Origin of the sequence: Vulcaniibacterium thermophilum (genome assembly GCF_007923255.1) — a bacterium.
In the GTDB taxonomy this organism is placed as follows: Bacteria; Pseudomonadota; Gammaproteobacteria; order Xanthomonadales; family Xanthomonadaceae; genus Lysobacter_F; species Lysobacter_F thermophilum.
Map to the genome: position 1 here is coordinate 1 of NZ_VOHJ01000063.1, position 6,708 is coordinate 6,708.

Annotated in this window: 5 protein-coding genes; 4 read left to right on the forward strand and 1 reads right to left on the reverse strand. The window is 72.3% G+C overall.

Features of this window, described 5'->3' with window-relative positions; genetic code table 11:
* Window positions 1-194: 194 nt before the first annotated feature.
* Window positions 195-1,346 carry a LysM peptidoglycan-binding domain-containing protein gene (locus FQY64_RS14380; protein ID WP_146475398.1) on the reverse strand — a complete coding sequence of 384 codons (1,152 nt, stop codon included), beginning with the start codon at window positions 1,344-1,346 and terminating at the stop codon, window positions 195-197.
* A 124-nt stretch (window positions 1,347-1,470) separates the two neighbouring features.
* On the opposite strand from FQY64_RS14380, the gene def reads away from it, so the two are divergent.
* The 4 genes from def (at window position 1,471) to FQY64_RS14405 (ending at window position 6,555) form a co-directional block, all read left to right on the forward strand.
* On the forward strand, window positions 1,471-1,980 hold the full coding sequence (gene def, locus FQY64_RS14385; RefSeq protein WP_146475400.1) for a peptide deformylase: 510 nt from the start codon (window positions 1,471-1,473) through the stop codon (window positions 1,978-1,980).
* A gap of 320 nt (window positions 1,981-2,300) precedes the next feature.
* The gene (gene fmt / locus FQY64_RS14395) at window positions 2,301-3,227 is read left to right on the forward strand and encodes a methionyl-tRNA formyltransferase (protein WP_146475402.1); all 927 of its coding nucleotides are present in this window, start codon (window positions 2,301-2,303) and stop codon (window positions 3,225-3,227) included.
* Window positions 3,224-4,555 carry a 16S rRNA (cytosine(967)-C(5))-methyltransferase RsmB gene (gene rsmB, locus FQY64_RS14400; protein WP_146475404.1) on the forward strand — a complete coding sequence of 444 codons (1,332 nt, stop codon included), beginning with the start codon at window positions 3,224-3,226 and terminating at the stop codon, window positions 4,553-4,555. The genes fmt and rsmB overlap by 4 nt, the downstream gene beginning before the upstream one ends.
* A gap of 272 nt (window positions 4,556-4,827) precedes the next feature.
* On the forward strand, window positions 4,828-6,555 hold the full coding sequence (locus FQY64_RS14405) for an ArnT family glycosyltransferase (protein WP_146475406.1): 1,728 nt from the start codon (window positions 4,828-4,830) through the stop codon (window positions 6,553-6,555).
* Window positions 6,556-6,708 lie beyond the last annotated feature (153 nt).

The window sequence follows — 6,708 nt, forward strand, 5'->3', positions numbered from 1 at the left end:
CGGCCGCGAGCGCCGCCCGCGGCGCGCCGTGACGCTCCAGCAGCGCGCGCCGCGGCGCGCCCGGGCCGCCCGCGGCCGCCAGCGTCAGCAGCGCGTCGATGTCGTCGTCCGGATGCATCGCCGCAGGCTACCGCGGAAACGGCGACGGCGCCCTCGGGCGCCGTCGCGTCGCGCTGTCGGAAACGTCCGAGCGCTCAGTACGGCGCGTCCGGATGCTTCAGCTCGTAGCCCACGCGGGTCGGACGCACGCCGCTCATCACCAGCGCGTAGCTGACGTTCTCGAACGTGCGGAACACCATCACGTGGCCGGCGTACTCGTCCGGCAGGCGCACCTTGTCGCCGCGGCCGACCAGGGTGCCGTCGCGCTCGAAGCCGATCTTCACGCGGTCCGGCTCGGTGCTGCCGACGCGCCAGGTGGAGAACACCGTGCCGTTGTCGACCCCGTCGCGCGAGCCCACCGACAGCGCGACCACGTCGCGCGGGCCGCCGCTGGTGAGCATGTCGGCGATCGCCAGCACGCGGGCGCGGCCGTATTCCAGCGACTGCTTGGGCGGATGCGGGAAGAACCGCAGGTCGTAGGGCTGCGCCTCGACCGGCACGAGGCGGTCGCCGACGCGCACCTCGCGGCCGGCGCTGGCGTCCATCACCAGCGTGGTGGTGTCCACGCCGTCGCCGGGCACGCGGCTGACGGTGCCGGTGGTGAGCTGGGCCAGCTCGTAGCCGAGCAGCTCGCGGCCGTTCTCGGCGACGAAGGCGTTGGTCCACAGCGCGCCTTCGAACAGCAGGCGGCGGCCGCGGTAGTCGAGATCGTCCTTCAGGAACAGGTCGCAGCAGTCGTCGCGGTCGATGCGGGTGTAGCGCACGGTCGGGCGGACGATCGCGAAGCGCTGGCCGGGCTGCGCGCCCTCGAGCCCCTTCACGTAGGCGAGCTGGCCCTGGGTGCCGCGCAGGCGGTCCTCCTCCAGCGCGACCACGTAGGGCAGCGATTCGATGTCGTCGACCACCCGCATGTTCTTCAGGAACGGCTCGACCTGCGCGAGCGGGATGGCGTCGATCGGCGCCTCCTGGCGCGGCCCCGGCGTGACCTGGGCGACGCGGTTCAGGTAGGCGAGCGAGATCACGTCGCCCGGGTAGATGAGGTGCGGATTCTTGATCTGCGGATTGGCCTGCCAGATCTCCGGCCACAGCCACGGACGCTTGAGGAAGCGGCCGGCGATGTCCCAGAGGGTGTCGCCTTTCTTCACCACGTAGGTGTCGGGATGGCCTTCGCGCATTTCCGCGGCGATGCCGTAGCTGGCGATCGTCAACAGCGCGGCCGTCAGCGCCACGCGGATGGGCTTGAACATGTCGGAACCCTGTCTTCCCCTCCCAGGAGTCATGACTATAGCCCAGAAAATCCGCGCACTTGCAAGGTTTAGCGCCTACAATTCAAGCCCTGCCTGCAGTTGTGACACGCGCCCGCATTTGCCCATGGCCCGGCTGACCATCCTCGAATTTCCCGATCCGCGCCTGCGCACGGTCGCCCGGCCGGTCGATCCGGCGCGCGTGACCACGCCTGCGTTCCAGCAGCTCGTCGACGACATGTTCGAGACCATGTACGAGGCGCCCGGCATCGGTCTGGCGGCGAGCCAGGTCGACGTGCACGAGCGCTTCATGGTGATCGACGTCAGCGAGGACCGCAGCCAGCCGCTGGTCTTCATCAACCCCGAGATCGTCGATCGCGACGGCGAGCAGGTCTACCAGGAAGGCTGCCTGTCGGTGCCCAACATCTTCGCCGACGTCACCCGCGCCAACCGCATCACCGTGCGCGCGCTCGACCGCCACGGCCAGCCGTTCGAGATGCAGGCCGACGGCGTGCTGGCGGTGTGCATCCAGCACGAGATGGACCACCTGCAGGGCAAGCTGTTCGTCGATTACCTCTCGCCGCTGAAGCGCGAGATGGTGCGCAAGAAGCTGGAGAAGGCGCGGCGGCGGGCGTAGCGGGCGCCGGGAATCGGGAATCGGGAATCGGGAATCGTGCCGATCTCCGATGCGGCGATGTCACTCGTGCTGCGATAGACCAACACGGCGCGAACCCCGATGGTGCGTCACTTGCCGGGGCCGCTGAAACCGGCAGCCCGGGGAACGCGAGGCGCGCGGTTCGCATACCCGGGTTCGTTCCAAAGCGGCGTCGGCCGTTACGATTCCCGGCTCCCGGCTCCCGGCTCCCGGCTCCCGGCTCCCGGCTCCCGGCTCCCGGCTCCCGGTTCCCGGTTCCCGGTTCCCGATTCCCGATTCCCGATTCCCGATTCCCGAGCCCCATGCGCCTCATCTTCGCCGGCACCCCCGACTTCGCCGTTCCCTCGCTGCGTGCGGCGGCGCGCCACAACGAAGTGGTCGCGGTGTACACGCAGCCGGACCGGCCGGCGGGGCGCGGGCGGGCGCTGACGCCGTCGCCGGTGAAGCGCGAGGCGATCGCGCGCGGGATCCCGGTGCTGCAGCCGGAGAACTTCCGCAGCGCACCGGCGCGCGAGGCGCTGCGCGCGCTGCAGCCGGACCTGATGATCGTGGTGGCGTACGGACTGATCCTGCCGCAGGCGGTGCTCGACATCCCGCGCTTCGGCTGCTGGAACGTGCACGCCTCGCTGCTGCCGCGCTGGCGCGGCGCGGCGCCGATCCAGCGCGCGATCGAGGCCGGCGACACCGAGACCGGCGTGTGCCTGATGCAGATGGAGAAGGGGCTGGACACCGGCCCGGTGCTGCTGGCGCAGAAGACGCCGATCGGCCCGGAGGAAACCGGCGGCGAGCTGCACGACCGCCTCGCCGCGCTCGGCGCGCAGGTGCTCGCCGATGGCCTCGGGCTGCTGCGTGCCGGCATCCGTCCGGTGCCGCAGCCGCAGCCGGACGCGGGCGTGACCTACGCGCACAAGCTCGAGAAGCACGAGGCGAAGCTGGACTGGTCGCAGCCGGCGCGCGCGCTCGCCAACAAGGTGCGCGCATTCAACCCGTGGCCCATCGCGGAAGCGGAGCTGGCGGGCGAGCGCGTGCGCATCCACGGTGCGATCGCGCTCGATGAGCGCGTCGCCGCCGCACCGGGAACCCTCGTGCGCGCTAGCCGCGACGGCATCGATGTCGCCTGCGGCGAAGGCGTGCTGCGCCTGCGCACGCTGCAGCGCGAAGGCGGACGCCCGGTGAGCGCCGCCGATTACCTCAACGGCCGGCCGCAGCTGGCCGCCGCGGGCGCGTGAGCGGGCCGACGACCGGCGCCGGGGCCGCGCCACGCGTGGTCGCCGCGCGCGTGCTGGATGCCGTGCTGCACCGCGGCCGTTCGCTGAAGGCCGAGCTCGCCGCCGCGTTGCCGAAGCTCGCCGATCCGCGCGACCGCGCGCTCGCCGAGGCGATCGCGCTGGCGGTGCTGCGGCAGCCGGCGCGCTACGAGCAGGCGCTCGATCGCTGGATGGCGAAACCGCTGCCGCGGCGCGATGGCGAACTGCGCGCGCTGCTGCTGGCGGGCTTGGCCCAGCTCGATGCGCTGCGGTTGCCGGCGTACGCGGCGGTGGACGCCACCGTCGGTGCCGCGCGCGCGATGGGGCGCGCGCATCAGGCCGGGCTGGCGAACGCACTGCTGCGGCGCGCGCAGCGCGAAGGCCTGCCGGAGGTGGCGCCCGACGCGCACTGGCCCGAATGGCTGCGCGCGCGGCTCGCGCGCGACTGGCCGCAGGAGCTGTCGGCGATCCTTGCGGCGAGCGCCGCGCTGCCGCCGCAATGGCTGCGCGTCAACCGGCAGCGCACCACCGTCGAGGCGTACCGCGCGCGGCTCGACGCGCTCGGCATCGAAGCGCATCCCGATGCGGTGCGCCCCGAAGCGTTGCGGCTGGCGAGCCCGGTGCCGGTCGCGCTGCTGCCCGGCTTCGGCGAGGGCGAGGTTTCGGTGCAGGACGCCTCCGCGCAGCAGTGCGCCGACGCGCTCGCGCCATCGACGGGCGCGCGCGTGCTGGATGCCTGCGCCGCGCCCGGCGGCAAATCCGCGCACCTGCTCGAGCGCGATCCCACGCTGCGGCTGACCGCGCTCGACATCGACCCGGCGCGCGTGGCGCTGGTGCGCGCCACGCTCGCGCGCGTCGGGCTGGGGCAGGAAGCGCGTCTGCTCGCCGCCGATGCGTCCGACCTTGCGGCCTGGTGGGACGGCGTGCCGTTCGACGCGATCCTGCTCGACGCCCCGTGCTCGGCCACCGGCATCGTGCGTCGCCAGCCGGACGTGCTGCGCCATCGCCGCGAATCCGACCTCCACGCGGTGGTGGCGACGCAGGCGCCCCTGCTCGATGCGCTGTGGCGCGCGCTCGCGCCCGGCGGCGTGCTGCTGTACGCGACCTGCTCGATCCTGGTCGAGGAGAACGCCGCACAGATCGACGCCTTCCTCGCGCGCACGCCGGACGCGGTGGCCGAACCGCTCGACGCCCGCTTCGGCCGCGCCAGCGGCGCCGGTCGCCAGCGGCTGCCGGGCGAGGACGATGCCGACGGGTTCTTCTACGCGCGAGTGCGGAAGGGCGGGGATTCGGAATCGGGCGATTCGTAGGGCGGATCTCGATCCGCCACCGATGTCCACAGCCGATCCCCGTTCCCGTCATGGTGCGTGCGCCGCGCCCCTCTCCCTCCCCTTCAAGGGCAGGGCCGGCGTGGGGATGGTGCTCGTCCGCGCGAGCGTCGCGTCTGCGCTCGTAGGGGCGCAGACACCATCCCTTCCCAAACTCTCTCCTCGAAGGGGAGGTCGCTCAGCGACCGACGCCCCCGGCCGCATCGCCTGGCGATCTGCGATCCTTACCCATCCCCCAATCCCCGATGCCGTCGATGCTCGCCTCCCGCGCCTCCCGCGAAACCTGGCTGTTCTGGATCGTCGCCGTGCTGGTGCTCGGCGCGGGGATCGGGCTGCGGGATCCGTGGCCGGCCGACGAGCCGCGTTTCGCGCTGGTCGCCAAGCAGATGGTGGAAAGCGGCGACTGGCTGTTCCCGCATCGCGGCACCGAGCTGTATTCGGACAAGCCGCCGATGTTCATGTGGACGCAGGCGGCGGCGTACACGCTGACCGGCAACTGGCGGGTGGCGTTCCTGCTGCCGTCGCTGCTGGCCGCGCTCGGCACGCTCTGGTGCGTGGTGGATCTGGGCCGCCGGCTGTGGACGCGGCGGGTGGGCCTCTACGCCGGCTGGGCGCTGCTGCTCACCCTGCATTTCACCTATCAGGCGAAGAAGGCGCAGATCGATCCGTCGGTGGTGTTCTGGATCACGCTCGCCAACTACGGCCTGCTGCGCCATCTGCTGCAGGGGCCGCGCTGGGGTTGGTGGTGGCTGGGCTGGTGCGCCGCCGGCATCGGCACCATCACCAAGGGCGTGGGCGCGCTGGCGCTGCTGATGATCGTGCCGGCCGCGGTCGCGTCGTTCGCGCGCTGGCCGAACGTGCGCCTGCATGCGCGCGATTGGCGATTCTGGAGCGCGCCGCTGGCGTTCGTGGCCGCGGTGTCGCTGTGGCTGGTGCCGATGGTGCTGGCGGCGACCGCGCGCGCGGCGCACGACCCGGCGTACCGCGCCTACATGGACGACATCCTGTTCCGCCAGACCGCGGGCCGCTACGCGAAGTCGTGGGACCACCACAACCCGCCCTGGTACCACCTCGGGGTGATGCTGACGATGTGGCTGCCGCCGATGCTGGCGCTGCCGTGGGCGCTGCCGGCGTGGCGGCGGCGGCTGGAGCGGCGCGATGCGCGCTACCTGCTGCCGATCGCGTGGTGGGCGCTGATCGTCGTGTTCTTCTCGATTCCCGACGGCAAGCGCGACGTCTACATCCTGCCCGCGCTGCCGATGGCATGCCTCGCGCTCGCGCCGCTGCTGCCCGGCGTGCTGCGCAGGCGCGCCATGCGCGGTCTGCTGGCGGCGTTCGTCGCGCTGCTGGCGGTGGCGACGGCGGCGCTCGGCGCGGCGGTGCTGGCCGGTCACGCCGACCTGCAGGCCAAGCTGGTCGCGCAGCGCGGGTTCAGCGCGGGCGAGATGCGCGCGCTCGGCGCGTTCCTGCTCGCGGTCGGCGCGTGGATGGCCGGCGCGCTGCTGTGGTTCCGCGTGCGGCGCGCGCCGCAGGCGGTCGCCTGGGCGCTGGCCGGGCTGTGGGTGCTGTTCGGACTGGTCGGCTATCCGATCCTCAACCGCTCCAGCTCCGCCGAGGAGGTGATGACGCGCGCCAGTCGCCTGGTCGGGAACGGCGAACTGGCGCTGGTGGCGTGGCGCGAGCAGAACCTGCTGGCCATCGACCGCCCGGTGGTGACGTTCGGTTTCGCCAAGAACGAGGACTGGAGCGAGCAGTGGGTGCGCCAGTGGCAACAGGCGATCCCCTGGCAGCGCGCGCGCCCGCGCCGTTTCGTGTTCGCGCTCGGCGAGGCGATCCCCACCTGCGTCGACCGCACGCAGGCGATCGCGCTCGGCATCGCCAACCGTCGCGACTGGTGGCTGCTGCCGGAAGCGGCGACGCGCGGTTGCGACCCGAAGGCGATCGCGCTCGACCCGCGCGCGGACGGCAAGGACGCGGACTGACGCCGACTGATCCGCCCGGCGCGCGCCTAGTTGTGATGTTTCAAGAGGTTGTTCCCCTCTGACCGGAGGGCGAAGCTGATGTCGCCAAACACCCAGCTCCCATCCGCGAGGGGAACAACCATGCACAAGAATGCGCGCCTGACCGCGAAGGGT